We start from the raw sequence: 24,864 nt of genomic DNA on the forward strand, positions 1-24,864 counted from the left end.
GGCTCGCCGGGAGAAACCGCTTGGGATCGCGAAGCGTTAGATCGAGAAGCTGGTGCCGCAGCCGCAGGAGGCGGTGGCGTTCGGATTGACGACGCGGAACGAGGCGCCGATCAGGTCGTCGACGAAATCGACTTCGGAGCCCGCGAGGAACGGGACCGAGGCCGGATCGATCAGCACCACCGCGCTGTCGCGCTCGATCACGAGGTCGTCATCGGCCTGGGTGCGCTCGACGTCGAACTTGTACTGGAAACCGGAGCAGCCGCCGCCCTCGACCGAAATGCGCAGCTTGGCGCCTTCGCCTTCCTTGCTGAGGATCTGCCCGATCCGGCGGGCGGCCCGTTCGCTGACGGTGATGGCAGCAGTCATGTCGGTCTCCGAAACCCTATTTGAGCATGATCTGATCCGGATCAGGCCCGGCGTCATCCCCAATTCATTTGGTCGGCCGCCTTAGTCATAGTTAAGTGCGTCGGACCATGGAATCAAATGGATAAGGACTAAAATACAGTGTCGGTCGGAATGGCTGCCCCCCGCGCGCCTTATGCCTGCGACCCCGATCGCAGCCGCGGCCGGCTGGTCGCGGAGCCGCCGAGCCGGACCCGGAGCCCGTTCCGGCGCGACTGCGACCGGGTGATCCATTCCACCGCGTTCCGCCGCCTCAAGCACAAGACGCAGGTCTTCGTCTTCCACGAGGGCGATCACTACCGCACTAGGCTGACCCATTCGCTGGAGGTCGCGCAGATCGCCCGGGCGCTGGCGCGCCAGCTCGGGGTCGACGAGGATCTGACCGAGACGCTGGCGCTGGCGCATGACCTCGGCCATCCGCCGTTCGGCCATGCCGGCGAGCGGGCGCTCGACGAATGCCTGAGGGATGACGGCGGCTTCGACCATAATGCGCAGGCGCTGCGGGTCGTCACCTCGCTGGAGCATCGCTACCCCGAATTCGGCGGGCTGAACCTGACCTGGGAATCGCTCGAAGGGATCGTCAAGCACAACGGTCCGCTGACCGAGCGCAACGGCGCACCGGCCGGCCGCTACCTGGAGAGTGGAATCCCGATCGGAATTGCCGACTACAACAAGGGCCACGACCTCGAGCTCTGGAGCTATGCCTCGCTCGAGGCGCAGATCGCGGCCTTCGCCGACGACATCGCCTACGACGCGCACGATATCGATGACGGCCTGCGTGCCGGCCTGTTCGCGGTCGACGACCTCAAGGAGATGCCGCTGACCGCTGAGATCATCGCCGAGATCGACCGCCACTATCCCGGGCTCGACGAGGTCCGGCGCGGGGCCGAACTGGTGCGTGAGCTGATCTCACACTTCATCAGCGCGGTCTTCAACGAAGCGAGCCGGCGCCTCGCGGCCGCGCAGCCGCAATCGGCGCACGACGTGCGCCACCACAACACCCCGCTGATCGCGTTTCCCTCCGAGGTGGCGGAGCAGGAGGCGGCGATCAAGGCGTTCCTGTTCCGGCGGATGTATCGCCACAAGCGGGTGATGCTGGTGATGGGGGAGGCGGAGGAGGTGGTCCGCAATCTGTTCGAGCGCTACCAGCAATCGCCCGAAGACCTGCCGGCAGAATGGATCGAGGGCAGCGTGCAGGAGACCGGGAGCGCTCGGAACAGGCGGATCGGCAATTTCATTGCCGGGATGACCGACCGTTTCGCCCTGATCGAGCATCAAAGGCTTTTTGACTCGACCCCGGATTTGCGTTAGCGCCCTGCCATGGCCGACACCACTGCTTCACCACACCTTTTTGCCGACATGTTGACGCGCGTGCACGCGATCTGTGCCGCTGTCGCTGCCGAGGACAATTGGCCCGCCGGCATCGACCTGTCCCGTGTCGTGGTGGAGCCGCCGCGCGACGCCAGCCATGGCGACATGGCGACCAATGCCGCGATGGTGCTCGCCAAGGACGCCAAGGCCAAGCCGCGCGAGCTTGCCGACAAGATCGCCGAGCGGTTGCGCGCCGACGCGCTGGTGGCCTCCGTCGATGTCGCCGGGCCCGGCTTCATCAACCTGACCTTGAAGCCGCAGGTCTGGGCGGACGCGCTGCGCGCCGTGCTGGCCGCCGGCTCGGCTTACGGGCGCAGCGATGTCGGCAAGGCCGAGAAGGTCAATGTCGAATACGTCTCGGCCAACCCGACCGGGCCGATGCATGTCGGCCATTGCCGCGGCGCCGTGTTCGGCGATGCGCTGTGCAGCCTGCTGCAATTCGCCGGCTTCGACGTCTGCCGCGAATATTACATCAACGACGCCGGCGCCCAGGTCGACGTGCTCGCGCGTTCGGCGTTCCTGCGCTACCGCGAGGCGCTGGGCCAGGACATCGGCGCGATCCCGGAAGGGCTCTATCCCGGTGACTACCTCGTGCCGGTCGGCGAGGCGCTCGCCGGGGAATACGGCGAGAAGCTGCTCGACATGGAGGAAGCCGCGTGGCTGCCGATCGTGCGCGACAAGGCGATCGCGATGATGATGGAGATGATCAAGGGCGATCTCGCCGCGCTCAACATCCATCACGACGTGTTCTTCTCCGAGCGCTCGCTGATCACGTCAGGCAACAACAAGGTCGCCGAGACGATCGATTTCCTACGCGCCAAGGGCGACATCTACGAGGGCCGTTTGCCGCCGCCGAAGGGCAAACCGGTCGAGGACTACGAGGATCGCGAGCAGTCGCTGTTCCGCGCCACCGCCTATGGCGACGACGTCGATCGACCGCTGATCAAGTCGGATGGCTCCTACACCTACTTCGCATCCGATATCGCCAACCATCGCTACAAGTTCGAGCGTGGCTTCACCAATCTGATCGACGTATTCGGCGCCGATCATGGCGGCTACATCAAGCGCATGCAGGCCGCCGTGAAGGCGGTGACAGCGGGCAAGGCTGTGCTCGACGTCAAGATCGTGCAGCTCGTGAAGCTGCTGCGCGACGGCGAGCCGGTGAAGATGTCGAAGCGGTCCGGCGAATTCGTCACGCTGCGCGAGGTGGTCGACGAGGTCGGCTCCGACGCTGTCCGATTCATGATGCTGTTCCGCAAGAACGACGCGGTGCTCGATTTCGACCTCGCCAAGGTGATCGAGCAGTCAAAGGACAACGCGGTCTTCTACGTCCAGTACGGCCACGCCCGCGGCCATTCGATCTTCCGCAACGCGCGAGAGGAAGCGGTTCCCGATCTGCCCGCGACCGATGAGGCCCGGCTGGCCTATCTCCGTAATGCTACGGTCGAGCGGCTGACCGACCCCGCCGAGCTCGAGCTGCTCAAGCGGCTTGCGCTTTATCCGCGGATGATCGAGGCTGCGGCGGTGGCACATGAGCCGCACCGAATCGCTTTTTATCTCTATGATTTGGCCAGTGAATTTCATGCGCTTTGGACCAAGGGGCGCGATTTGCCCTATTTACGCTTCATTATCAATAATGATGCAGAGATCACGAGGGCGCGACTGGCAATGGTTCAGGGCGTCGTCTCGGTTCTGGCATCGGGCTTAGCCGTTCTAGGCGTCCACGCTCCGACCGAGATGCGGTAGGCAGGGGCATTAGGCCCTCACGAGTGGGGATTTGTGAGGGCATCTGGCAGAGGCCAACTCGTACGGACCGGCTGTGCCGGCGATCTTGGCGCTGTCCCGAAGGGGATGCATCATCACAATGGCTGATCGATATCAGGACCGACATTTTCCCGCCGACACGGCTTCCAAGGCCGACAGCGATCCGCTTGCCGAACTGGCACGGCTGATCGGCCAGACGGATCCCTTCGGCTCCGCCAACAAGCCGCCGCCGCGTCCGCTGCAGTCGCGCGCCAACGCGCGGCCGCAACAATACGAGCCGCAGGCCGAGGACGAGGATGCGCGGCCCGCGGGCCCGCCGCCCTGGATGCAGCGCGCGCGGCAGGAGGCTGTCGCTCCGCCTCCCGTGCAGAACATCGAAGACGAAGAGCCCGAGCAGGACTACCAGCCGAAGCCGGTGCATCCGTTGCATCGCTATGCGGCCCAGCAGGCGCAGCCCGCGCCTGCGCCGGTGGCGCAATATCGGCCGGTCGAGGCGCCTCGACAGCCGGAGGCTTTTGACGAGGAGCCGCACTATCAGAGTGGCGGTCAGAGTCAGGATCCGTCGCGCTATGACGACGCGCTCTACGGCCAACTGGAAGCCGGCGAGCAGGACCTGCAGCGCGATCCCGCCTATCCGGACGATCCCTATGCCTATGAGGAGGCCTACGAGGAAGAACCTGAGCCCCGCCGGCGGCGCAGCGGCTTGATAACGGTCGCCGCGGTGCTGGCGCTCGGCGTGTTCGGTGTCGGTGGCGCATACGCCTACCGGACCTATGTCGGTTCGCCCCGCAGCGGTGAGCCGCCGATCATCAAGGCTGACAACACGCCGACCAAGGTGATCCCGGCCCAGGCCGACGCGCCGGCCAAGACGCCGGACCGCATGGCGACGGGCGACGGCACCGAGAAGATCGTGTCGCGCGAAGAGACGCCGGTCGACGTCAATTCGAAGACCGCCGGACCGCGCGTCGTGTTTCCGCCGCTAAACGCCAATGCGAATCCACCGCCGCCCGCCAGCGTGCAGACGGCACAGCCGGCGCCGGCGCCGATCACCGCGAACGGCACGTTGCCGAACAACGAGCCGCGCAAGGTCCGCACGCTCTCGGTCAAGGGCGATACGCCCGATGGCACGCAGGCGACCTCGGCCGTGCCGGCGAAACCTCCGGCGGCGGCCAAGCCTCCGGCGTCGCGCGGCAACCCGGCTGCGGCCAATGCCAGCGTCAACTCGCCAATGTCGCTTGTTCCCGGCCAGGCTGAGGCGGCTCCGGCCGCGCCTCCGACCCGGGTGGCCTCGACCTCGGCGGCTCCGGTTGGCGGCGGCGGGTATCTGGTCCAGGTCTCCTCGCAGAAGAACGAGGCGGACGCGCAGGCGTCCTATCGGACGCTGCAAGGCAAGTATCGCAACGTGCTCGGTTCGCAGCCTCTGGTGGTGAAGCGCGTCGATCTCGGCGAGAAGGGCGTCTACTACCGCGCCTTTGCCGGCCCGTTCGCGTCCTCAGAAGAGGCGAGCCAAGTGTGCAAGAGCCTGATGTCGGCGGGTGGGCCGCAGTGCCTCATCCAAAGAAATTAAAGGCCGTTTCCTTGACCCGTGAGCTGCATACGGCCTAATCGGCCGAATGACGAACCGCGCATTCATCACGGGCATATCCGGGCTGATCCTCAAGGACGCCGAACGCGAGTTCATTCGCACCGAGCGGCCATGGGGCTTCATCCTGTTCAAGCGCAACATCGAGAGTCCTGCCCAAGTGGCGGCTCTTGTTGGGGAACTCCGGTCCGCAATCGGCGTCGCCGATGCCCCGGTCCTGATCGACCAGGAAGGCGGGCGGGTGCAGCGGCTCGGCCCGCCGCATTGGCCGGCCTATCCGCCGGGCGCGAGCTTTGGGGCGCTCTACGACATCGATCCGAAGCTGGGGCTTGCGGCAGCCCGGCTCAGCTCACGGCTGATTGCGGCCGATCTGATTGATCTCGGAATCACCGTCGATTGCCTGCCCTTGGCCGACATTCCGGTGGCCGGGGCGGATGCGGTGATCGGCAATCGGGCCTATGGAACCGAGCCGGACAAGGTCGCGGCGATCGCCCGCGCGGTCACGGACGGGCTGGAACAGGGCGGGGTCCTGCCGGTTCTCAAGCATATTCCCGGCCATGGCCGGGCCACGGCGGACAGCCATTTCCGCCTTCCGACCGTTGATACCGCCAAGGCCGAGCTGGAACGGACCGATTTTGCCGCGTTCCAGCCGCTTGCGGATCTGCCGATGGCCATGACTGCACATGTTGTGTTTAGCGCGCTCGACCCCGTCCATCCGGCGACGACTTCTGCGACAATCATCGAACAGGTGATTCGCGGCCTGATCGGGTTCCAGGGTTTGTTGATGAGTGATGACGTGTCGATGAATGCGCTGGCCGGATCGATTGCCGAGCGGACCCGCGCCATCGTCACCGCCGGTTGCGACATTGTTCTGCACTGCAACGGCAACATTGACGAGATGCGCGAGGTCGCACGCGAAACGCCGGAACTGACCGGCAAGGCGCTTGAGCGCGCCAAGGCGACGCTCGCCGCGCGCAAGCCGCCTCAGCCGCTCGACCGGCTGGCGGCACGGGCTGAACTGGATGCGTTGTTGGATCAGGTAGGGACGGCATGACCGCTGAAATTCTTTCGTTTGATACCGGGCGGCCGGCCGACCTCGCCGAGGGTGAACCGGCGCTGGTGGTCGACGTCGAGGGCTATGAGGGCCCGCTCGACCTGCTGTTGACGCTGGCGCGGCAGCAGAAGGTCGACCTGTCGAAGATCTCGATTCTCGCGCTCGCCGACCAATACCTTTCCTTCATCGAGGCAGCGCGCAAGATTCGCCTCGAGCTTGCGGCCGACTATCTGGTGATGGCGGCGTGGCTGGCGTTCCTGAAGTCGCGGCTCCTGCTGCCCGAGCCGCCGAGCGCGGAGGGGCCGAGCGCCGAGGAAATGGCGACCGCGCTCGCCAACCGGCTGCGCCGGCTGGAGGCGATCCGCGAGGCGGCGAACCGGCTGATGAACCGGCCCCAGTTCCAGCGCGATATCTTTCCGCGCGGTAATCCGGAATCGATCGCCGAGATCAAGCATCCGAAGTTCACCGCAACGCTGTACGACCTGCTGTCGGCCTATGCCACGCAGCGCCAGTCGCGCGTGCTGACCTCGGTGCATCTGGCCAAGCGGACGGTGTGGTCGCTGGCCGAAGCGCGCGCCTCGCTGGAGCGGCTGGTCGGCATCGCCGAGGACTGGAGCTGCCTCGACGAGTACCTGATGAATTACGTCGCCGATCCCACGCAGAAAGCAACGGTGTTCGCATCGAGCTTCGCTGCCGCCCTCGAGCTGGTTCGCGAGGGCGAGATGGAGATCAACCAGAAGCAGGCGTTCGCGCCGATCTATTTCCGAAAGCGTCAAGCGCAAGCCGCAATGGCAGCGCCGGACCTGTCGGTTGAGTAAGTGGAAGAAGGAGAGCAAGCCCATGGCAAGCTTGGCGGAAGTGCGCAGAGAAGAGCCCGAGGAGGAGGTTTCTCCTATGGATCCGGTGGCGCGTCCTGAGGAATTGCGGCTCCTTGAAGCCCTGTTGTTTGCATCGGCCGAGCCGATCGATCAGGCAACGCTGGCAAAGCGGATGCCCGACGGCGTCGACGTCAAGGCGGCGCTCGCGCAGCTGCAGGCGGAATACGCGCCGCGCGGCGTCAACCTGGTGCGTGTCGCCAACAAGTGGACGTTCCGCACCGCCGGCGATCTGTCGTGGCTGATGACGCGCGAGAGCACCGAGACGCGGAAGCTGTCGCGTGCCGCGATCGAGGTGCTGGCGATCGTTGCCTATCACCAGCCGGTGACACGCGCCGAGATCGAAGAGATTCGCGGCGTGGTCACGTCGAAGGGCACGATCGATGTGCTGCTCGAGACCGGCTGGATCCGCCCGCGCGGCCGCCGCAAGACGCCGGGCCGACCGCTCACCTTCGGAACCACCGACGCGTTCCTGTCGCAGTTCAGCCTGGAAGCGCTCGGCGACCTGCCGGGACTCGAGGAGCTGAAGGGCACGGGTCTGCTCGACTCGCGTCTGCCGACCGGATTTTCCGTTCCGTCGCCGTCGGATGACGCGACGCTGCGGGAGGACGAGGAGCCGCTCGAGCCGGGTGATACGCTGGAACTGCTGCTGGCGCCGGCCGTCGAGCCGGAAGCCGAGGAACCGAAAGCCGACGCAGAAACGACTGATGAGGTTGGGACTGCCGAGGTTGGGACTGCCGAGGTCGAAGCGACCGCCCAGGCGGAGGTCGAGGCGGACGTTTCCTCTGACGCGGATGCGGCCGAACCTGACGCCGGCGAGCCGGAAGACCGCGCCGACCACGCCGGTGATGACGCCGACACCGAGGACAAGGGCGAATAAGCCTGAATATTCCCGGTTAAGCCTAGCAATATTACGTAGCCGCGACAGCGATTTGCCGCGGCCGAGGTCCTTGTTTTTGACACCCCGCGGGCCTACCTTCCGGCAAAGTTCAGGCCGGTCCGCCGGCCATTTCTGGAGGGTTGCAGGATGGGTTCGTTGAGCATTTGGCACTGGATCGTCGTGATCGCAGTGGTCCTGCTGCTGTTCGGACGCGGCAAGATTTCTGATCTGATGGGTGACGTTGCCCAGGGCATCAAGGCCTTCAAGAAGGGCATGCAGGACGACGACAAGGTCGCCGAGAAGACCGAGCCCACCAAATCGATCGATCACAATGCGGCGCCGTCGGCCGCGCGCCAGGACGTCGGCAGCAAAGCCGTCTAACGCGCTTGTACTGACGCATATTTCGACGTTTTTTCTTGCGCGAAACGGTGACGCCGTCGCAGAGACGCGCTATGGACGCCGATTGAGAAAAGGCGCCGGCAGCCCCAGATCCTGTTGGGAGCGATGGGGCCGATGGCGGCGCGCTAGGCGGAAGAATTCATGTTCGATATCGGGTGGAGTGAACTGGTCGTCATCGCGGTCGTCGCGCTGATCGCCATCGGCCCGAAAGAACTGCCGGGCGTGCTGCGCATGGTCGGGCAATGGATGGGCAAGGCCCGCAAGATGGCCTCCGAATTCCAGGGCCAGTTCCAGGAAGCCATGCGCGAAGCCGAGATGGCCGACCTCAAAAAGAGCTTTGACGAGGTCAGGGAGGCCGCGACCGGCATCACCAGCGGCAACATCATGACCTCGCTGCAGAAGGACGTCAGCGACGCCCTGCAGATCGACAAGCCGGTCGATGCGCAGGTCGCGTCCGCAATCGACGCACCGGTGACGCCCACGACTCCTGCCGAGCCGACGCCGGAAACCTTCGTCGAGGCCGAGGCGCATGCGGCCGCCGGCGAGCCGCTTGCGATTACCAATGAGGTGAAGGGTGAGCCGGCGCCGCAGGACGTGACGCCGGCGCAGCCCGAAGTGCTCAAGGACGCGAGGGCGTCATGAGCGCCGAAGACATCGAGGCCAGCAAGGCCCCCTTGATGGATCACCTGATCGAGCTGCGCTCGCGGCTGATCAAGGCGCTGCTCGGCTTCGGCGTGGCCTTCATCATCTGCTTCTTCTTCGCCAAGCAGATCTACAACGTGCTGGTCTGGCCGTTCGTCTGGATCGCGGGGCCGGAGAATTCAAAATTCATCTACACCGCGCTGCTGGAATATTTCATCACCCAGCTGAAGCTTGCGCTGTTCGGCGCGGGCTTCATCTCCTTTCCGATCGTCGCCACCCAGATCTACAAATTCGTCGCGCCCGGTCTCTACCGGCATGAGCGCAACGCGTTCCTGCCGTACCTGATCGCCACCCCGGTGTTCTTCGTGATGGGCGCGGCGCTGGTCTATTTCGTCGTGCTGCCGATGCTGGTGCGGTTCTCGCTCGGCATGCAGCAGGCCGGCGGCGCGGAGACCGCGCAGATCCAGCTGCTGCCCAAGGTCGGCGAATATCTTTCGCTGATGATGTCGCTGATCTTCGCCTTCGGCATAGCGTTCCAGCTTCCGGTGATCCTGACGCTGCTCGGCCGCATCGGCATCGTCACCTCGAAGATGCTGAAGGAGAAGCGGCGCTACTTCATCGTGATCGCCTTCATCATCGCCGCCGTGCTGACGCCGCCCGACGTGCTGAGCCAGGCCTCGCTCGCGATCCCGCTGCTCGCGCTCTACGAGGGTGCCATCATCGCGGTCCGGATCGTGGAAAAGAAGGCCGCGACCTCGAATGCCTCGTCCGGGGCGCCGTCGGCGACCAATCCCGCCGAATAAAGTGATTTCGCCTCACACTCGGCGTCATACCCCGCGAAAGCGGGGTATCCAGTACGCCGCGGCCTCTCGGTGACACGCTGACGCCTCTGGAATCCTGGATCGCCCGCCTTCGCGGGCGATGACAGTTGTGCTAGTTGAGGCACGCCGCAAAACGTTGACATACAACGTCATCTGCCTGAGCGACGTTAGGACCCCGACTGCCATGCACGACATCAAAGCGATCCGCGACAACCCGACAGCCTTCGACGCCGGCCTGAAGCGCCGCGGGTTAGAGGCCCTGTCGCCGTCGCTGCTGGCGATCGACGAGAAGCGGCGTGCGGCGATCCTGGCGTCCGAGCAGGCCCAGGCGCGTCGCAATGCGGCCTCGAAGGAGATCGGCGAGGCCAAGAAGGCAAAGGACGAAGCGCGCGCGGCCACGCTGATGGCTGAAGTCGCCGAGCTGAAGACCACGATGCCGGAGCTCGAGCTGGCGGCGAAGACGGCCGATGAACAGCTGACCAAGGAGCTGTCGTCGATTCCGAACCTGCCGCTCGACGAGGTGCCCGACGGCACCGACGAGCACGGCAACGTCCAGCACCATGTGTACGGCAAGAAGCGCGACTACGGCTTTGCGCCGAAGCTGCATGACGATCTCGGCACCGCGCTGGGCGACATGGATTTCGAGGCGGCGGCGAAACTGTCCGGCGCACGCTTCGTCGTGCTGAAGAAGGGGCTGGCTCGGCTCGAGCGTGCGATCGGGCAATTCATGCTCGACCTGCACACCGGCGAGCACGGCTACACCGAGATCAATCCGCCGCTGCTGGTGCGCGACGCCGTGATGTTCGGCACCGGTCAGTTGCCGAAATTCGAGGACGACCAGTTCTGGGCGATCAAGGGCGAATTGCTCGCGTCGCCGAATGCCGATCTGCGCAGCGAGCGCCTCGGCCTGATCCCGACCGCCGAGGTCTCGCTGACCAACCTCGCGCGCGAATCCATCCTCGACGAGAAGGAGCTGCCGATGCGGCTCACCGCGCTGACGCCGTGCTTCCGCGCCGAGGCGGGCGCGGCGGGGCGCGACACGCGCGGCATGATCCGCCAGCACCAGTTCACAAAGGTCGAGCTGGTGTCGATCACGACGCCGGAAGCCAGCAAGGATGAGCTGGAGCGCATGCTGTCCTGCGCCGAGCAGGTTCTACAGAAGCTCGACCTGCATTATCGCGTGATGACGCTGTGCGCCGGCGACATGGGCTTCTCGGCGCAGAAGACCTACGACATCGAGGTGTGGATGCCGGGGCAGGGCGATGGCGGCGCCTATCGCGAGATTTCGAGCTGCTCGGTGTGCGGCGATTTCCAGGCCCGCCGCATGGATGCGCGCTATCGCGGCCCCGACGGCAAGCCGCGCTTCGTGCATACGCTGAACGGCTCCGGCACGGCGGTCGGGCGCGCCTTGATCGCGGTGATGGAGACCTATCAGCAGCAGGATGGTTCGATCGCGGTGCCCGATGTGCTGCAGCCCTATATGGGCGGGCTCAAGGTCATCGAGCACGGCATGTGAGGCGAGGGCCAGTGTGATGCCGCTGCACCGTGACATCCACTGGCTAGGTCGACAATGGGCCGTTACGGGCCACGGTCTGCAGCTGATCAATCAGAAGCAGATGGGCTATTACGACATCGAGGCCGCGCGCCTGTGGGACGCGCGCGTGACCGAGGTGCAATCGAAGGCCTGGATTGACAGGCCCGACTTCGACAAGGCGCTGGAGATCGCGCGCGGCAAGTTCGCCCAGATGGCACCGGCCGATCTGCCGCCACCTGCATCGATTGCGTCGCCGCCAGCGCCGGTCCGGGCGCCGCCGGCCGCGCCGCGCGCTCCGCTTGAAGCGACATCGGTGCCCTCGATCGAGGAGCTGCTGGCCAGGCTGAAATCGAAATCGGCTGCGACGGCGCCGGTCGCAAAACCGGCCGAGGCGCTCGCTCCCGTGCCGCCCAAACCCGAACCGCTCAGGGTTGAGCCTCGGAAGGTCGAGCCGGCACGGTCCGAGCTCCCCCAAGCGGCTTCAGTCGCCCCCGAACCGTCCAGGGCTGAGCCTCGCGCGTTTGAAGCTCCGAAGGCCGAGTCGCTCACGACCGCATCCGCCAAAGCCGATCCCATGAAGGCCGATTCGGTCACGGCCGATCCCATCAAGTCCGAGCTGTCCACATCGGAGCTTCCGAAGCCTCCCAAGCCTGAGCCACGCCAAACCGCATCAATTGCTCTTGAGCCGGCCAGGCCGGAAGCTCGGAGGGTTGATCCGCCCAAGGTTGAAGCTCTCAAATCTGAAGCTCCCAAGGTTGAAGCAGAGCTTGAGCCTGCCAAGCCTGAACCTGCCAAGCCCGGGCCTCCAACGTCAGAAGCTGTCACGTCCCGGGGGCTCGGGGCCGAACTGCGTCAGACCCCGCGGGTCAAAATGCCGGAGGCGCCGCGGCCAACGCCCGTCATCGCGGTTGTTCGGCGGCCGGCTAGGGCAGCCTGGCCGGTGTTCGAGCGCAAGATCGCCGGCAGCGCGCGATTTGTCCGTCCATGGCGCGTGACGTCGGCACGATGGCGCGGGCCATCGCCAGGTTTGCCTCCGCGGCCCTAGCCGGTTAAGACGGCAATCAACTCAAGAAACCGCAGCGTAAGATACCCGCGCCGAATCGGAACAAAAGGCACTTTGACGGATGCGAATTCTCTGCACCAATGATGACGGCATCCATGCTCCAGGCCTGCAGGTCGTCGAGCAGATCGCACGCGCGTTGTCCGACGACGTCTGGATCGTTGCCCCCGAGCTCGATCAGTCCGGCGTCTCGCATTCGCTGTCGCTCAACGATCCGCTGCGTCTGCGCGAAGTCAGCCCGCGTCACTTCGCGGTGCGCGGCACGCCGACCGATTGCGTCATCATGGGTGCGCGGCACATTCTCGGAGACAAGCTGCCGGATCTCGTGCTGAGCGGCGTCAACAAGGGCCGCAACGTCGCCGAGGACGTGGTCTATTCCGGCACCATCGCCGGCGCGCTGGAAGGCACTATTCTGGGCTTTCCGTCATTCGCGCTGTCGCAGGAATTCTCGATCGAGACGCGCAACGCGCCGCTGTGGGACACTGCGCTGAAATTCGGACCCGACATCATCCGCAAGGTGATCGGCGCCGGCGTCCCCAGGAATACCGTCATCAATGTCAACTTCCCGTCCTGCATGCCCGATGACGTGAAGGGCATCCGGATCACGCGGCAGGGCAAGCGCAATCAGGGGTTCCTGAAGATCGATCGCCGTCACGACGGACGCGGCAATCCGTATTTCTGGATCGGCTTCGAGCGCGCGGCGATGATGGATGCGCCGGCCGAAGGCACCGATCTCGCCGCGCTTGCGGCGCGCTACGTCTCGGTCACACCGCTGCGGCTCGACCGCACCGATGAAGCATTTTCGGAAACGCTGATTGATACGCTGAAGTAATCCTCGGGGAATCTGTAGCCCGGATGGAGCGAAGCGAAATCCGGGACCCGTGTTGTGAAGTCCCCGGATTGCGCTTCGCTCCATCCGGGCTACGCGCGCAACTTGCCGTTAAACCGGCGCGCCCTTCATCGCGCTGGAGATCACCTGGGCCAGCGTCTCCAGCTGGAAGGGTTTTTGCAGCGCCGGACGGTCGCGGTACTCCGGAGGCAGGCCGGACGAGCCATAGCCGGTCGCGAAGATGAAGGGGCGGTTGCGGGCGTTGATCAGTTCGGCGACCGGGGTGATCACCTTGCCATTGACGTTGACGTCGAGGATTGCGAGGTCGAATTCGGTCGATTGCGCAAGCTTGACCGCTTCGCCGATTTCGCCGGCCTCGGCCGCGACGCTATGGCCGAGTTCCTCCAGCATATCGGCGACCATCATCCGGATCATGACCTCGTCCTCTACGAGGAAAACTGAACAGCCCGCCGGCCGTATCGCTGTCATGATGGAATCCTTGCCCTTCCCTGAATTAGGCTCGCAAATAACATTACAGCGCGCAATGCAAACGTTTGGGAATTGGTCCTTTTCCAGCGCGCCACAGCGTTTGCCGCATCGCCCCGGCCGGCTTTGTTGCGCAAGATTTGCCCAACAGCCAACGAGGTGTGTTGGCCCTGCGAGCGTCCCTGATCTGGCCCACCCAGACGTTAACTGCGCATCGCCGCCGATTATATGTGAGGGAGCCGGGCCGGCGCCAATGTCAAATCTGGCAATGGTTCCTGGCCGGGAACAAAACGCGACGGGAAATTTTTCCTTAACGCGGTATTTCGGATTTCAATGGCATCAAAGAGGGCAAAATTCTGCGCTGCTGCCCAGAGACGCTGATGAACATGGCCGTGAACCCCGATCCGACCGAGAAGATGATGTTTCAGCTGACCCTGCGGCGGCGCGGGGTGAGCGATCAGGCGGTGCTGCGTACGATGGAGGAGGTGCCGCGCGAGGTCTTCGTCGATCCGCGCGATCGCAACGAGGCCTATCGCGACAGCGCGCTTGCGATCGCCTGCGGGCAGACCATCAGCCAGCCTTTCGTCGTGGCCTACATGACCGAGCAGTTGCAACTGCAGAAGGACCATCGCGTGCTCGAGATCGGCACCGGCTCGGGCTATCAGGCGGCCGTGCTGTCCCGGTTGTGCAAGCAGGTGCTGACCATCGAGCGCTACCGGACGCTGGCCGACGGCGCCCGCAAGCGCCTCGAAAAGCTGGGCTATTACAATATCGAGGTGCTGCTCGGGGACGGCTTCGACGTTCCGGCCGGGGCAGGCGACTTCGACCGCATCATCGTCACCGCGGCGATGGAGCAAATCCCGGAGAAGCTCTTGGAGCGGCTCGAACCCGGCGGCATCCTGATCGCCCCGGTCGGGCCGCATCAGGGTACCCAGACCCTCGTCCGCGTGGTGCGGACCGAGAACGGCTTCGACCGCAAGGAACTGGTCGACGTCCGCTTTGTGCCGGCGCTGCCGGGAATCGCGCGCGAATTGTAAATTCGGCGATTTGCTGCTTGGCACCAACGCCTTATTCGCAGGGTTAAGCGGTTATTTACTCGGTACGTGTTTACTCAAAACAGTCTTTTGTTGCGTACGAGTGAGTAACCATGTCCGGGGTTGTTGAGTTGCTTCGCTCGCGTCGCGTGCCGCAGGTTGCGGTGCTGACGCTGATGTCCATGGCTTTTGCCGGTTGCAGCGCCGATATGTCGTCGCGCTTCTCGCAAAATTCCTACTCGCAAAATCCGTTTGCGTTTGATCCGCAGCCGACCGGCACTGTGCAGCAGGCGCCGCCGCCGCGCGAGTTGCCGCAATACGCGCGGCCGCGAACGCAACCGCAGTATTCGCAATATCAGTCACAGCCGTTGCCGCCGCCGGTCGCAGCCGCGCCGCAGTCCTATCCGGTCGCCAATGGCAATGCCGGCGTCTCCGGAGGAGGGCGCGGGGTCTCGTCCTACACGCCGCCGCCCGCGCGTCCGCAGATCGAATCCACCGGCACCGTTCCGCATTCGGTCGCAGCAGCCCATGCCGGGCATAACGGCACGACCATCATTGTCGGCACCAGCGACACCCTGGAAGTGCTGGCGCGCCGCTACAACGTCTCGACCGCCGAGATCCTGCGCGCCAACGGCTACAAGGGACCGCGCGCGCTGTCGCCCGGCCAGCAGCTGGTCATTCCGCGCCCGACGGCGTCGGCCGCAGCGCCGGCGATGGCCGCGCCGGCGGCACGCCCGGTCGCCGTGGCAGCCGCGCCTGCCGGCGTCCACTATGTCAATCGTGGCGACACGCTGCACAGCATCGCGCGCCAGCACCACATTCCCGTGGCCGAGCTCGCCCGCGCCAACAATCTCGACCAGTCGGCACGGCTGAGCCTCGGCATGAAGCTCGTGGTGCCCGGCGCCAAGACGGCGATGGCAGCACCTGCGCCCGCTGCGCAACCGGTTGCTACCGCGCCGGTTGCCGCTGTGGCTCCGGCGCCGGCGGTCGCAGCCCCGAAGGTCGTTGCAACCGCGCTGCCGCAGCAGAGCGCGCGGCTGGTCCAACCGACCGCCCCCGTCGAACAGCCGGCGGCTGCCGCTGAAGCGCCCGTCGTCACCAAGTCGAGCGAGGCCACCGGCGCGTTGCCGACCTTCCGCTGGCCGGTGCGCGGCAAGGTCATCACCGCCTACGGCTCGAAGACCAACGGCAAGGTCAATGACGGCATCAACGTCGCAGTGCCCGAGGGTACGCCGGTGAAAGCTGCCGAAGACGGCGTCGTCGCCTACTCGGGCAACGAGCTGAAGGGCTACGGCAATCTCGTGCTGGTTCGTCATTCGAACGGCTACGTCACCGCCTATGCCCATGCGAGCGAAATCCTGGTGAAGCGCGGCGATACCATCAAGCGCGGTCAGGTGATTGCCAAGTCGGGCCAGAGCGGCGAGGCGGGCTCGCCGCAGCTCCACTTCGAGATCCGCAAGGGATCGTCGCCGGTCGATCCGCTCCAGTTCCTCAACGGCGCGTAAGCTACGCGTCGGGACTTCCAGGGACTTCCAAGTCTCACAACAAAGACAGCGGGGGAGGCGCAAGCCTCCCCCGCTTTGTTTTGACGATTGCAGCGACGAGCCGCGTAGCCCGGATGGAGCGAAGCGAAATCCGTGAGCTCACTCGCGGAATGCTCCGATCCCGGATTGCGCTGCGCTCGATCCGGGCTACACGGGCGATGAGGGGAGGGGCTATGCCTCCCACTGCCTGTTAGTTGCCGCTCAGCCGCACACCGAGCCGGCCCGCCAGTTCCTGCGTATACTGCCAGGCCACGCGGCCCGAGCGCGATCCGCGCGTGGTCGACCATTCGAGCGCCTCGCGCTCGAGTTCGTCGTCGGCGATCTTGATGCCGTAATGGTCGCAATAGCCCTTCACCATCGCGAGGTATTCGTCCTGGCTGCAGCGATGGAAGCCGAGCCAGAGGCCGAAGCGGTCCGACAGCGACACCTTTTCCTCGACCGCTTCGCCGGGATTGATCGCGGTCGAGCGTTCGTTCTCGATCATCTCGCGCGCCAGCAGATGCCGCCGGTTCGAGGTCGCATAGAGGATGACGTTGTCGGGGCGCCCCTCGATGCCGCCTTCCAGCACTGCCTTCAGCGACTTGTACGAGGCATCGTTGCCGTCGAAGGAGAGGTCGTCGCAAAACACGATGAAGCGGAAAGAGGAGCTGCGCAGCAGCTCCATCAGGCCGGGCAGGCTCTCGATGTCCTCGCGGTGGATCTCGATCAGCTTCAGCCGGTCGGCCGGCTTGCGATCGACATTGATGCTGGCATGCGCGGCCTTGACCAGCGACGACTTGCCCATGCCGCGGGCGCCCCAGAGCAGCGCATTGTTGGCGGGAAGTCCGTCGGCGAAGCGTTCGGTGTTCTCGATCAGGATATCGCGCATCCGGTCGACGCCCTTGAGCAGGCCGATCTCGACACGGCTGACGCGCGGCACCGGGGCGAGGCGCCCGTCCGGATGCCAGACGAAGGCGTCCGCGGCACTGAGCGACTCGGCCGGATCGGCGGCCGGGGAGGCGGCCGCGAGGCGGCTCGCGATGGTCTCCAGGGCGTTCGCGATCCGCTCGGCGGTCGCGCCGTCGAGCGGCGTTACCGGGCTTTTTGTCGCGGCTTTTGCGGCGCTGTTGGCGGCGGCTCTGGGGGCTATTTTGCGGGCTGTTTTACTGGTCGATTTCTTGGCTTTTTTCGGCATTTGTCCAGTTCCTGACGGCGCAGCCTTATCGGGCTGGCGGCGGTCCCGCAAGCGCCCTAAATGAAGGTCCGTTAACGTTGCAATTGGGACCGCGGCCGCTATAGTCCGCGCGAATTTGTCCGGACCGCCATACCGCCCCGAATCCGAGGGCGCTGCCGGTTCTTTCCCGTCTTATCCGAGGATCGTCCGAATGCTGATTACTCCTGCGTTTGCCCAGGCTGGAGCGACTGGTGACACCAACAGCATGTTGATGTCGCTGCTGCCATTCGCGCTGATCTTCGTCATCATGTACTTCCTGATTCTGCGCCCGCAGCAGAAGAAGGTGCGCGACCATGCGGACCTCGTGAAGAACATCCGCCGCGGCGACACCGTGGTGACCTCGGGCGGCCTCGTCGGCAAGGTGACCAAGGTGGTCGACGACGACCAGATCGAGTTCGAGATTTCGGACGGCGTTCGCGTGCGCCAGATGCGCCAGATGATCTCGGGTGTGCGTACCAAGGGTGAGCCGGCGAAGGGCGACGCCAAGGACGAGGCGTCCGCGAGCTGATTGCCGCGGCGCCTTTTTGGAATCTGACGGGTCAACTCGATGTTGTATTTCACGCGGTGGCGAGCGCTGGGGATTATCCTGACAGCGCTGGTGGTCTGCCTGTGCGCCGTGCCCAATTTCTTCCCCGAAGCGCAGGTGAAGACCTGGCCGGCCTGGGCGCAGCGGCGCCTGGTCCTCGGCCTCGATTTGCAGGGCGGCTCGTATTTGCTGCTCGAAGTCGACTCCAACTACGTGAAGAAGGAGAAGCTCGACCAGATCCGCGACGATGTCCGGAAGGTGCTTCGTGAAGCCAAGATCGGCTACACCGGCCTCGTGGTCCGCAACGACGCGGTGGAAGTCCGCATCTCCAAGGAAGGCGACCAGGCGACGGCGTTGTCGAAGCTCCGCGAGCTGTCGCAGCCGCTCGGCGGCCTGCTCGGCTCCAGCGGCCAGCGCAGCCTTGAGGTTGAGGACGCGGGCGGCGGCCTGATCCGCCTGAAGGTGCCGCAGGCCGCGGTCACCGAGCGAATCCGGCAGACCATCGAGCAATCGATCCAGATCGTCGAACGGCGCGTCAACGAGCTCGGCACGGTCGAGCCGGTGATCCAGCGCCAGGGCACCGACCGCATCCTGGTCCAGGTGCCGGGCCTGCAGGATCCGACCCGCCTGAAGGAGCTGCTCGGCAAGACCGCGAAGATGGAATTCCGCATGGTCGACAGCTCGGTGTCGCCGGACCAGGCCCAGCAGGGCCGCCTGCCGCCGGACTCCGAACTCTTGATGAGCGCGTCACCGCCGCCGGTTCCGTATGTCGTCAAGAAACAGGTTCTGGTTTCCGGGGGCGAGCTGTCCGATGCACAGCCCGGCTTTGACCAGCGCACCGGCGAGGCGATCGTCAGCTTCAAGTTCAACACGTCGGGAGCGCGCAAATTTGCGCAGGCGACGGCCGAAAACGTCGGCCAGCCGTTTGCGATCGTGCTCGACAACAAGGTGATCTCGGCGCCCGTGATCCGTGAGCCGATCACCGGCGGACAGGGCCAGATCTCCGGCAGCTTCACCGTGCAGTCGGCCAACGATCTGGCGATCCTGATGCGCGCCGGCGCGCTGCCGGCGCCGCTGACCGTGATCGAGGAGCGTACCGTCGGTCCCGGCCTCGGACAGGACTCGATCGAGAAGGGCGAGCTCGCAGCCTATGTCGGCTCGATCCTGGTCATCGTGTTCATGCTGATCACCTATCGGCTGTTCGGCGTGTTCGCCAACATCGCGGTGGCGATCAACGTCGCCATGATCTTCGGACTGCTGTCGCTGCTCAACGCCACGCTGACGTTGCCGGGCATCGCCGGCATCGTGCTGACCGTCGGCATCGCGGTCGACTCCAACGTGCTGATCTACGAGCGCATCCGCGAGGAATTGCGCGGCGGCCGTAACGCGATCTCGGCGATCGACGCCGGCTTCAAGCGGGCATTGGCGACCATCCTTGACTCCAACATCACCACCTTCATCGCCGCCGCCGTGCTGTTCTACATCGGCACCGGACCGGTCCGCGGCTTTGCCGTGACGCTCGGCATCGGCATCATCACCACGGTGTTCACCGCCTTTACCCTGACGCGCCTGATCGTCGCCGGCTGGGTGCGGTGGAAGCGGCCGCAAACCGTGCCGATCTGAGAGGCCTGTTGTGACTCATACCGTTCTCATTGGCCTTGGCATCCTGATCGCCGTCTTGACCGTGGTCGCGGCGCTCGGCCTGCTGCCGGCGCTGCGCATCGTTCCGGACGACACCCATTTCGATTTCACCCGCTTTCGCCGCATCAGCTTCCCGATCTCGGCGCTGCTCTCGATCCTTGCCATCACGCTGTTCTTCACCCATGGCCTGAATTTCGGCATCGACTTCAAGGGCGGCACGCTGCTGGAGGTGCAGGCCAAGTCCGGTACCGCCGACATCGCCGCGATGCGCACGACCTTGAACGGCCTTGGCCTCGGCGAGGTGCAGTTGCAGCAGTTCGGCGGTCCGGCGGAAGTCCTGATCCGCGTCGCCGAGCAGCCCGGCGGCGACAAGGCGCAGCAGGATGCGGTGACGAAAGTGCGCGGCGCGCTTGGCGAATCCGTCGATTACCGCCGCGTCGAGGTGGTGGGACCGCGCGTCTCAGGCGAACTGCTGGCCTACGGCATGATCGGCCTGATGTTCGCGATCATGGGCATCCTGATCTACCTCTGGTTCCGGTTCGAATGGCAGTTCGCACTCGGCGCCATGATCGCCAACGTCCACGACATCGTGCTCACGATCGGCTTCATGTCGATCACCCAGGTCGATTTCGACCTCACCAGCATCGCGGCGCTGCTGACGATTCTCGGTTATTCGCTCAACGATACCGTCGTCATCTACGACCGTATCCGCGAGATGCTGCGGCGCTACAAGAAGATGCCGATGCCGCAGCTGCTGAACGAATCGATCAATTCGACGCTGTCGCGCTCGATCATCACCCACGTCACCGTGACGCTGGCTTTGCTCGCACTGCTGCTGTTCGGCGGCCAGGCGATCCACAGCTTCACCGCGGTCATGATGTTCGGCGTGGTGCTGGTCGGCACCTACACATCGATCTTTATCGCGGCGCCGATTCTGATCTATCTCGGTGTTCACACCACGCGGGGTGGAGACGCGGCGCAGGACGCGCCGGCAAAGAAGCCGGACACGGCGGCAGCCAAGAAGTAGCCGGTCATGAGCAACTCCTCGGACGCTCCCCATCTTCCGAGGTCGGCGCCGATCGAGGCCTACGGCAAGGGCGGCTTCGCGTTTGCCGATATGTCGCACCGCGGCTCGCTCTTGTGCCTGCCTGACTCGATCTGGGCCTGGCCGGTCACCCGGCCGCAGGAGATCGACGAATACTCGCTGCAAAAGGTGTTCGCGGCCGCCAATGCGATCGACACACTGATCGTCGGCACCGGCACCGACGTCTGGGTCCCGCCAAAGGGCTTGCGCGAGGCCTTGCGGGCCGTGCGGGTGGTGCTCGATCCGATGCAGACGGGACCTGCGATCCGCACCTACAACATCATGCTGGGCGAGCGGCGTCGCGTCGCGGCGGCGCTGATCGCGGTGCCATGAGCGCGACGGAGGCACCGAAGGACGGCGCGGCCTTCTGCGCCGATCTGGTGCGGAGCCATGACTTCGTGCGCTACGCGTCGACCCTGTTCCTGCCGGGCCCGGAGCGGCGGGCGATGCTTGCGATCTACGCCTTCAACATCGAGGTCTCGCGCGTGCATGAGCAGGTCAGCCAGCCGCTGCCCGGCGAGATGCGGCTGCAATGGTGGACCGATATGCTGGCCGGCGCGGGCCATGGCGGCGTCGAGGGCAATCCGGTTGCGGCAGAACTGCTGCACACGATCCGCAATCACCGTCTGCCGGTCTCGCCATTCTCGCGGCTGGTCGAGGAGCACCAGTTCGATCTCTACAACGACCCGATGCCGTCGCTGGCCGCGCTCGAGGGCTATCTCGACGCCACGGCCTCAGTGCTGTTCTCGCAGGCCACGCGCGTGGTGGCGCGGCCGTCGGAGGCGATCGATCACCTGGCCCGTCATGCGGGTCTTGCCCAGGGCATGGCGCAGGTCATCGCTACGCTCGGCCGCGATGCCTCACGGCATCAGCTGTTTCTGCCGTTACAGCTGCTGCAGCAGCACGGCGGCAGCAAGGAGGAGGTGTTCGCCGGCAAGGTGACGCCGAACATCCGTGCCGCGATCGATCAGCTTGCGGACGAGGCGCAGGGCCATCTCAAGACCGCATTCGGGCTGCTTGCGGATGTCCCGTCCGGCGTGAGGCCGATCTTCCTGCCGCTCGCTTGCGTGAGGCGCGAGCTGACCCGGGCGAGGAGGGAGGACTACGACCCGTTCCTGCCGAAGCCGGTCTCGCGCCTGCGCACGCTCTGGACGTTGTGGCGAGCCGCGCGCACGGAGGAGTTCGGTCGCTAGCTCTGCTCTTTCGCGATGTGCTTGGTGAAGATCCGGATCGTTGTGCCCCTGACGATCCGACCGCTGTCGTAGATGTCGGATGCGATCTGTTCGACCGCGTCGCGCAGCGCGACGAACTGCGCCTGCCGCGCCATGCTCGCCGTTCCGCGCGTGCCGGCCAGCTCGTCCAGTGCGGCGTCGCTGATCTGGCATTCGATTTCCTGGTCGCCGTTCATCATGGTGAATCCGAACGCCAGTCGTTCGGAATCGTATCCCCCGATCCGGCCACGGGTGAGTGGCATTAAACTTGTCCCTTGAGCGCGCTACCCCTCGCAAAGAGTGGAGCTTCGCGCCGCGTTTGTCGAGGGCCACGCGCCGGGAAGCGCGCGCTAACCCGCCGGCCGGTCCATCTCGGCGACTTCAAAATTGAAGCGGTCGCGCAGATTCTTGCGTTGCTCGAGGATGTCCTTGAGGAACTCGCGATCGGCGTCGCTGCGCATCATCGGCTCGATCAGGTCGATCTGGTTCATGGCGACGAGCTGCAGGATTTCGGTGCGCGGCTTGCCGGCGGCGTCGCGCGGCAGCGCGTGCACGACCTGGATGTGTTCGGGCGGCTTGACGCCCCTGGCCGCGGTAAGCTCGTTGCGCAGCGTCTTTTCCAGCGCGGACTGGTCCGCCTCGACGAAGGCGTAGAGTCCGACGCCGACGCGCCGGTCGGCAAAGGCGACGATCGCGGTGTCGCGCACCTGCGGATTCTTGCGGATCAGATCGATCAATACCGGGGCGTCGTTGACCAGCCTCCGGCCGCCGCCTTCGCGGTCGGTGAAATTGAAGATGCCGCGCGTGATCGCCTGATAGACCTTCTTGCCGGTCTTGAGCCAGATGCTGGCGACCGCGGACTTCTTGGCGAGCACCTTGCGCTCCTTCGGCGTCAACGCCTCCGGCGCGTAACTGCGCTTGTGCTTCAACAGATGCCGCAGATCCTCATAGGCGGCGATGCGGAACAGTCGGCTGCGGGTCTTGAAGCAGGCGGCAAGCTGGAAGTCGGTGAGGTAGGCGCGGCCATCGCGGCCGACCAGCCAGTTCTGCTCCTTGGCGAGATCGTTGTGGCAGATGCCGGCGCGATGCAGCTTGCGCAACGCCGCCTTGGCGGAACGAAAATAGGCGACATCGCCGTGCGGCTTCGCCAGATGCAGCGCCGCGCCGTCGATGAAGCCGCGCACCAGTGCGCGACGGCCGGCCCACAACAGCTTCGGCCCGACGTCGAGGTCGCGCGCCAAGGCCAGCGCGCGGCGCTCGCGCGAGAACAGATGCAGCGCCAGGGCGAACGACCAGAACGGCACCTGATCGAGCCGGCGCAGCACGCCGTCGACCTCGCCGTCATCGGCGCGGAAGCGGCCGCGCTCGACGGTCGAGAACACGTCGCGCTTGAGCAGCACGCCCTGGCTCCACCGCACCGACAGGGTGGCGTCATCGTCTTTCGGCAAGCTCATGACTGTCAGGCCGCTGCAGCAACGCGCAGATGCTCTGCGATCCAGTGGTCGAGATCGGCGAGCGCGCGCGCGCTCATCGCCTGCTTCTTGGCGACGGTCTTCTCGTTGCCGCGCAGCCGCGAGCCGTCCGGCTTCTTGGTCGGCGCACTGGCCAGCGGCGGGAACAGACCGAAATTGATGTTCATCGGCTGGAACGAGCGCGAACCGGCCTCGATCGCTTCGATGTGGCCGCCGGTGATGTGGCCGAGCAGCGCGCCGAGCGCGGTCGTCGCCGGCGGCGGCGTCAGCGCGGCACCGCGCATGTCGGCGGCAGCGCAAAGGCCGGCGATCAGGCCGACGCTGGCCGACTCGACGTAACCCTCGCAGCCCGTCATCTGCCCGGCGAAGCGCAGCCGCGGCTGCGCGCGCAGACGCAACTGTCCGTCGAGCAGCTTTGGCGAATTCAGGAAGGTATTGCGATGCAGGCCGCCGAGGCGGGCGAACTCCGCGTTCTCGAGGCCCGGGATGGTGCGGAACACGCGCTGCTGCGCGCCGTGCTTCAGCTTGGTCTGGAAGCCGACGATGTTGTAGAGCGTGCCGAGCTTGTTGTCCTGCCGCAGCTGGACGATCGCATATGGCTTGACGGTCGGGTTGTGCGGATTGGTCAATCCCACCGGCTTCATCGGCCCGTGGCGCAGCGTCTCGTGACCACGTTCGGCCATCACCTCGACCGGCAGGCAGCCGTCGAAATAGGGCGTGTTGGTTTCCCAGTCCTTGAAGTCGATCTTCTCGCCATCGAGCAGCGCCGCGACGAAGGCGTCATACTGCTCCTTCGTCATCGGGCAGTTGATGTAGTCGGCGCCGGTGCCGCCGGGGCCGACCTTGTCGTAGCGCGACTGAAACCAGGCCACCGACATGTCGATGGAATCCTTGTGCACGATCGGCGCGATCGCGTCGAAGAATGCCAGCGCGCTCTCGTCGGTCAGCTGCCTGATCGCGTCGGCAAGCGGTGCCGAGGTGAGGGGGCCGGTCGCGACGATGACGTTGCTCCAGTCGGCCGGCGGCAGCCCTGCGACTTCCTCTCGGCTGATCTCGATCAGCGGATGTTCATTGAGCGCCTTGGTGACGGCGGCCGAAAAGCCGTCGCGGTCGACCGCCAGCGCGCCGCCGGCGGGCACCTGGTTGGCGTCGGCCGAGCGCATGATCAGGGAGCCCAGCCGCCGCATCTCCGCGTGCAGCAGCCCGACCGCGTTGTTGGCGGCATCGTCGGAGCGGAAGGAGTTCGAGCAGACCAGTTCGGCGCAGCCTTCGGTCCGATGCGCCTCGGTCATCCGGTGCGGGCGCATTTCATGCAGCACGGCGCGGACGCCGGCATTGGCGACCTGCCAGGCGGCTTCCGAGCCGGCGAGCCCCGCGCCCACGATGTGCACGGGTTGGGAAGAGGATTGATGCGGTGTCATCGCGCAGCGTTAGCGCGTT

The 24,864-nt window shown here is 65.4% G+C and carries 24 protein-coding genes and 1 pseudogene; 19 read left to right on the plus strand and 6 right to left on the minus strand.

The features are described from left to right. Positions 1–36: 36 nt before the first annotated feature. Positions 37–366, minus strand: coding sequence for an iron-sulfur cluster insertion protein ErpA (gene erpA / locus ACVWY5_RS16145; protein ID WP_016846874.1), 330 nt, complete (start codon positions 364–366; stop codon positions 37–39). A gap of 138 nt (positions 367–504) precedes the next feature. Between erpA and ACVWY5_RS16150 the strand changes: the two genes are divergently transcribed. From ACVWY5_RS16150 to surE, 12 genes and pseudogenes are all read left to right on the plus strand, one after another. Then, the gene (locus tag ACVWY5_RS16150; RefSeq protein ID WP_028332141.1) at positions 505–1,713 is read left to right on the plus strand and encodes a deoxyguanosinetriphosphate triphosphohydrolase; all 1,209 of its coding nucleotides are present in this window, start codon (positions 505–507) and stop codon (positions 1,711–1,713) included. A gap of 9 nt (positions 1,714–1,722) precedes the next feature. After that, complete coding sequence (argS, locus tag ACVWY5_RS16155; protein ID WP_028332140.1) at positions 1,723–3,519, plus strand: arginine--tRNA ligase; 1,797 nt, start codon at positions 1,723–1,725, stop codon at positions 3,517–3,519. A gap of 118 nt (positions 3,520–3,637) precedes the next feature. Beyond that, positions 3,638–5,104 (plus strand): SPOR domain-containing protein, encoded by a 1,467-nt coding sequence (locus ACVWY5_RS16160; protein WP_028332139.1) that lies wholly within the window; start codon positions 3,638–3,640, stop codon positions 5,102–5,104. A 46-nt stretch (positions 5,105–5,150) separates the two neighbouring features. Next, positions 5,151–6,173, plus strand: coding sequence for a beta-N-acetylhexosaminidase (gene nagZ, locus ACVWY5_RS16165; RefSeq protein WP_028332138.1), 1,023 nt, complete (start codon positions 5,151–5,153; stop codon positions 6,171–6,173). After that, positions 6,170–6,991, plus strand: coding sequence for a segregation and condensation protein A (locus tag ACVWY5_RS16170; protein WP_028332137.1), 822 nt, complete (start codon positions 6,170–6,172; stop codon positions 6,989–6,991). The genes nagZ and ACVWY5_RS16170 overlap by 4 nt, the downstream gene beginning before the upstream one ends. A gap of 22 nt (positions 6,992–7,013) precedes the next feature. Next, positions 7,014–7,895 (plus strand): annotated as a pseudogene (gene scpB, locus ACVWY5_RS16175) (SMC-Scp complex subunit ScpB); the annotation flags it as partial. A gap of 180 nt (positions 7,896–8,075) precedes the next feature. Continuing rightward, positions 8,076–8,309 carry a twin-arginine translocase TatA/TatE family subunit gene (locus ACVWY5_RS16180; protein ID WP_028332136.1) on the plus strand — a complete coding sequence of 78 codons (234 nt, stop codon included), beginning with the start codon at positions 8,076–8,078 and terminating at the stop codon, positions 8,307–8,309. Between the two features lie 159 nt (positions 8,310–8,468). Next, complete coding sequence (tatB, locus tag ACVWY5_RS16185; RefSeq protein ID WP_028332135.1) at positions 8,469–8,969, plus strand: Sec-independent protein translocase protein TatB; 501 nt, start codon at positions 8,469–8,471, stop codon at positions 8,967–8,969. Further along, positions 8,966–9,772 (plus strand): twin-arginine translocase subunit TatC, encoded by an 807-nt coding sequence (tatC, locus tag ACVWY5_RS16190; RefSeq protein ID WP_028332134.1) that lies wholly within the window; start codon positions 8,966–8,968, stop codon positions 9,770–9,772. The genes tatB and tatC overlap by 4 nt, the downstream gene beginning before the upstream one ends. Positions 9,773–9,974: 202 nt before the next feature. Beyond that, a complete protein-coding gene (gene serS, locus ACVWY5_RS16195) occupies positions 9,975–11,306 on the plus strand; it encodes a serine--tRNA ligase (RefSeq protein WP_028332133.1) in 1,332 nt (443 codons plus the stop codon). A 13-nt stretch (positions 11,307–11,319) separates the two neighbouring features. Next, positions 11,320–12,369 (plus strand): hypothetical protein, encoded by a 1,050-nt coding sequence (locus ACVWY5_RS16200; RefSeq protein WP_456671678.1) that lies wholly within the window; start codon positions 11,320–11,322, stop codon positions 12,367–12,369. A gap of 79 nt (positions 12,370–12,448) precedes the next feature. After that, positions 12,449–13,216 carry a 5'/3'-nucleotidase SurE gene (gene surE / locus ACVWY5_RS16205; protein ID WP_028332131.1) on the plus strand — a complete coding sequence of 256 codons (768 nt, stop codon included), beginning with the start codon at positions 12,449–12,451 and terminating at the stop codon, positions 13,214–13,216. A gap of 108 nt (positions 13,217–13,324) precedes the next feature. On the opposite strand, the gene ACVWY5_RS16210 is transcribed toward surE, so the two are convergent. Next, positions 13,325–13,702: a response regulator gene (locus tag ACVWY5_RS16210; protein WP_026192734.1), complete on the minus strand. Its 378-nt coding sequence runs from the start codon at positions 13,700–13,702 to the stop codon at positions 13,325–13,327. 377 nt (positions 13,703–14,079) lie between these two features. Between ACVWY5_RS16210 and ACVWY5_RS16215 the strand changes: the two genes are divergently transcribed. Together ACVWY5_RS16215 and ACVWY5_RS16220 are read left to right on the plus strand one after the other, a co-directional pair. Beyond that, positions 14,080–14,736 carry a protein-L-isoaspartate(D-aspartate) O-methyltransferase gene (locus ACVWY5_RS16215; protein WP_050384337.1) on the plus strand — a complete coding sequence of 219 codons (657 nt, stop codon included), beginning with the start codon at positions 14,080–14,082 and terminating at the stop codon, positions 14,734–14,736. Positions 14,737–14,846: 110 nt separating this feature from the next. After that, complete coding sequence (locus ACVWY5_RS16220; protein ID WP_028332129.1) at positions 14,847–16,238, plus strand: LysM peptidoglycan-binding domain-containing M23 family metallopeptidase; 1,392 nt, start codon at positions 14,847–14,849, stop codon at positions 16,236–16,238. Positions 16,239–16,467: 229 nt separating this feature from the next. Here ACVWY5_RS16220 and ACVWY5_RS16225 read toward each other — a convergent pair whose 3' ends face one another. Continuing rightward, entirely contained in the window at positions 16,468–17,451 is a 984-nt protein-coding gene (locus ACVWY5_RS16225; protein WP_028332128.1) for an ATP-binding protein, read from the minus strand. Positions 17,452–17,641: 190 nt separating this feature from the next. Here ACVWY5_RS16225 and yajC point away from each other — a divergent pair, with 190 nt between their 5' ends. From yajC to ACVWY5_RS16250, 5 genes are read left to right on the plus strand one after another with little or no spacing between them, the layout of a single operon-like run. Continuing rightward, on the plus strand, positions 17,642–17,998 hold the full coding sequence (gene yajC / locus ACVWY5_RS16230; RefSeq protein ID WP_026192737.1) for a preprotein translocase subunit YajC: 357 nt from the start codon (positions 17,642–17,644) through the stop codon (positions 17,996–17,998). A gap of 39 nt (positions 17,999–18,037) precedes the next feature. Further along, a complete protein-coding gene (gene secD / locus ACVWY5_RS16235; protein WP_028332127.1) occupies positions 18,038–19,639 on the plus strand; it encodes a protein translocase subunit SecD in 1,602 nt (533 codons plus the stop codon). 10 nt (positions 19,640–19,649) lie between these two features. Further along, positions 19,650–20,684, plus strand: coding sequence for a protein translocase subunit SecF (gene secF / locus ACVWY5_RS16240; protein ID WP_028332126.1), 1,035 nt, complete (start codon positions 19,650–19,652; stop codon positions 20,682–20,684). 6 nt (positions 20,685–20,690) lie between these two features. After that, complete coding sequence (locus ACVWY5_RS16245; protein ID WP_018271534.1) at positions 20,691–21,074, plus strand: Mth938-like domain-containing protein; 384 nt, start codon at positions 20,691–20,693, stop codon at positions 21,072–21,074. Further along, on the plus strand, positions 21,071–21,934 hold the full coding sequence (locus ACVWY5_RS16250) for a phytoene/squalene synthase family protein (RefSeq protein WP_028332125.1): 864 nt from the start codon (positions 21,071–21,073) through the stop codon (positions 21,932–21,934). The genes ACVWY5_RS16245 and ACVWY5_RS16250 overlap by 4 nt, the downstream gene beginning before the upstream one ends. Here ACVWY5_RS16250 and ACVWY5_RS16255 read toward each other — a convergent pair. The 3 genes from ACVWY5_RS16255 to trmFO all read right to left on the minus strand — a co-directional run bounded on the left by ACVWY5_RS16255 (position 21,931) and on the right by trmFO (position 24,845). Next, positions 21,931–22,215 carry a DUF1488 family protein gene (locus ACVWY5_RS16255; RefSeq protein ID WP_028332124.1) on the minus strand — a complete coding sequence of 95 codons (285 nt, stop codon included), beginning with the start codon at positions 22,213–22,215 and terminating at the stop codon, positions 21,931–21,933. The two genes, ACVWY5_RS16250 and ACVWY5_RS16255, sit on opposite strands and share 4 nt — an antisense overlap. A gap of 87 nt (positions 22,216–22,302) precedes the next feature. Next, positions 22,303–23,406, minus strand: a complete 1,104-nt coding sequence (locus tag ACVWY5_RS16260; protein WP_028332123.1) for a serine/threonine protein kinase — start codon at positions 23,404–23,406, stop codon at positions 22,303–22,305. 5 nt (positions 23,407–23,411) lie between these two features. Next, positions 23,412–24,845 carry a methylenetetrahydrofolate--tRNA-(uracil(54)-C(5))-methyltransferase (FADH(2)-oxidizing) TrmFO gene (gene trmFO / locus ACVWY5_RS16265; protein ID WP_028332122.1) on the minus strand — a complete coding sequence of 478 codons (1,434 nt, stop codon included), beginning with the start codon at positions 24,843–24,845 and terminating at the stop codon, positions 23,412–23,414. Positions 24,846–24,864 lie beyond the last annotated feature (19 nt).

The sequence above is a fragment of the Bradyrhizobium sp. USDA 3256 genome (assembly GCF_054058275.1).

Coding starts and splice junctions, on each gene's coding strand:
- serS (WP_028332133.1), top strand. CDS start 9,975: ATGCACGACATCAAAGCGATCCGCGACAACCCGACAGCCTTCGACGCC.
- tatB (WP_028332135.1), top strand. CDS start 8,469: ATGTTCGATATCGGGTGGAGTGAACTGGTCGTCATCGCGGTCGTCGCG.
- ACVWY5_RS16180 (WP_028332136.1), top strand. CDS start 8,076: ATGGGTTCGTTGAGCATTTGGCACTGGATCGTCGTGATCGCAGTGGTC.
- tatC (WP_028332134.1), top strand. CDS start 8,966: ATGAGCGCCGAAGACATCGAGGCCAGCAAGGCCCCCTTGATGGATCAC.
- ACVWY5_RS16170 (WP_028332137.1), top strand. CDS start 6,170: ATGACCGCTGAAATTCTTTCGTTTGATACCGGGCGGCCGGCCGACCTC.
- nagZ (WP_028332138.1), top strand. CDS start 5,151: ATGACGAACCGCGCATTCATCACGGGCATATCCGGGCTGATCCTCAAG.
- ACVWY5_RS16215 (WP_050384337.1), top strand. CDS start 14,080: ATGAACATGGCCGTGAACCCCGATCCGACCGAGAAGATGATGTTTCAG.
- yajC (WP_026192737.1), top strand. CDS start 17,642: ATGCTGATTACTCCTGCGTTTGCCCAGGCTGGAGCGACTGGTGACACC.
- ACVWY5_RS16255 (WP_028332124.1), bottom strand. CDS start 22,215: ATGCCACTCACCCGTGGCCGGATCGGGGGATACGATTCCGAACGACTG.
- trmFO (WP_028332122.1), bottom strand. CDS start 24,845: ATGACACCGCATCAATCCTCTTCCCAACCCGTGCACATCGTGGGCGCG.
- surE (WP_028332131.1), top strand. CDS start 12,449: ATGCGAATTCTCTGCACCAATGATGACGGCATCCATGCTCCAGGCCTG.
- ACVWY5_RS16250 (WP_028332125.1), top strand. CDS start 21,071: ATGAGCGCGACGGAGGCACCGAAGGACGGCGCGGCCTTCTGCGCCGAT.
- ACVWY5_RS16245 (WP_018271534.1), top strand. CDS start 20,691: ATGAGCAACTCCTCGGACGCTCCCCATCTTCCGAGGTCGGCGCCGATC.
- ACVWY5_RS16220 (WP_028332129.1), top strand. CDS start 14,847: ATGTCCGGGGTTGTTGAGTTGCTTCGCTCGCGTCGCGTGCCGCAGGTT.
- ACVWY5_RS16210 (WP_026192734.1), bottom strand. CDS start 13,702: ATGACAGCGATACGGCCGGCGGGCTGTTCAGTTTTCCTCGTAGAGGAC.
- ACVWY5_RS16225 (WP_028332128.1), bottom strand. CDS start 17,451: ATGCCGAAAAAAGCCAAGAAATCGACCAGTAAAACAGCCCGCAAAATA.
- erpA (WP_016846874.1), bottom strand. CDS start 366: ATGACTGCTGCCATCACCGTCAGCGAACGGGCCGCCCGCCGGATCGGG.
- argS (WP_028332140.1), top strand. CDS start 1,723: ATGGCCGACACCACTGCTTCACCACACCTTTTTGCCGACATGTTGACG.
- ACVWY5_RS16260 (WP_028332123.1), bottom strand. CDS start 23,406: ATGAGCTTGCCGAAAGACGATGACGCCACCCTGTCGGTGCGGTGGAGC.
- secD (WP_028332127.1), top strand. CDS start 18,038: ATGTTGTATTTCACGCGGTGGCGAGCGCTGGGGATTATCCTGACAGCG.
- ACVWY5_RS16160 (WP_028332139.1), top strand. CDS start 3,638: ATGGCTGATCGATATCAGGACCGACATTTTCCCGCCGACACGGCTTCC.